Raw genomic sequence first — 1,154 nt, 5'->3', positions numbered from 1 at the left:
CCGCATCACCATCCAGACCCCACCCACCGCCACCTACACCCTCCTCGCCCTCTCCCTCACAACCACCTGATACGTAAGCCGCCCGGATTACCCCCATTTGGGGTGATGCCGAAGACATCCGAGGTACTGACTCCTCACAACCGGCTGGCCAGGGCTCGCGACGGACCCGCTCCGAAAAGTGGCCGGTGCCCGAAGCCCGCTACGCCGTCTACCTCAAGGAGCGTGACCAGTGAGTGAGGTTCACAACTACGACAAGGACAGCTTCCTGGCGGAGTTCTTCCCTGACGACGCCGACCGTCAGGAGGCCGAGTCCGGTACCCGGCGGCTCGTCGCCGAGAACCGCGCCCATCGGCTCGCCGAGATGCGTCGCCGCCTCGGCCTGACCCAGGCGGAGGTCGCCGACCGCATGCACGTCCGTCAGGAACGCGTCTCCGCGATCGAACGGGCCACCGTCGACGCCAGCGGACTGCGCACGCTTGCCGCCTCTGTCAGGGCCCTCGGCGGACGCCTGGAGATCATCGCCGACTTCGGCGGCGAACGACTCGTCATCGGCTGAGCATCACGATCTCAAATCCCTCATATCCGCCGGCCGCGCGGCGCCCGGCACTACGTCCGTGGCCATACGTCAGTGACGTCAGTGGACGCGATAAATGCGTACCTGGACGCCCATGCTCGCGGCCCCGGCCACCGCGGTGTCGATTGCGGCCTCCTGCGCCGGGGTCAGTGGGGTGTCCGGGATCACCACGTCGAGTACCCGCGCTGTTTCCGGGCCGATGGTCATGGTGTGGCCGCCACCCGTCCAGGTGCTCTCGCCGACACCGGCAATGTCACCCGCCGCGTTCTCGATGACTCTGGTCAGCCCCGCGCCCTGATACGTCTTCTTCGCGGTGTCGACCGACTTGAGCTGGCCGGCCTCCAGCGCCGGCGCGTCCCGCCCGCCCGGCCCGTAGACAGCACGGTCGAAGCGGCGGAAGTTGCCGTAGAAATGCGTGCCGGGTGTGGCGGACGCCATGGCGGCTTCCGCGCCTCTGCCCTGGATCACGCTGCCCTGCCCCCAGATCGTGGGCCCGCCGGACACGGGCGGCGCCGCGGGCGGCTGTGCCGGCGGCGCCCCGGTGGGTTGGCCCCCAGGTGAGGCCGGACGGCCGGCGGGC

At 69.7% G+C, this 1,154-nt stretch carries 2 protein-coding genes; one reads left to right on the top strand and one right to left on the bottom strand.

All coding sequences use genetic code 11. The annotated features are described in order from the left end of the window. Positions 1–229: 229 nt before the first annotated feature. A complete protein-coding gene (locus tag AC5LSR_RS23945; RefSeq protein ID WP_493469070.1) occupies positions 230–556 on the top strand; it encodes a helix-turn-helix domain-containing protein in 327 nt (108 codons plus the stop codon). A gap of 78 nt (positions 557–634) precedes the next feature. Here the strand turns inward: AC5LSR_RS23945 and AC5LSR_RS23940 are convergent. Beyond that, positions 635–1,154, bottom strand: a 520-nt coding sequence (locus AC5LSR_RS23940; protein WP_493469069.1) for an endonuclease toxin domain-containing protein, incomplete at its 5' end; no start/stop codon positions are given.

It is taken from the genome of Protofrankia sp. CiP1_Cm_nod4, from assembly GCF_982290645.1.
The sequence above is the reverse complement of the archived record's forward strand: the minus strand, read 5'-3'. Positions and strand labels throughout refer to the sequence as shown.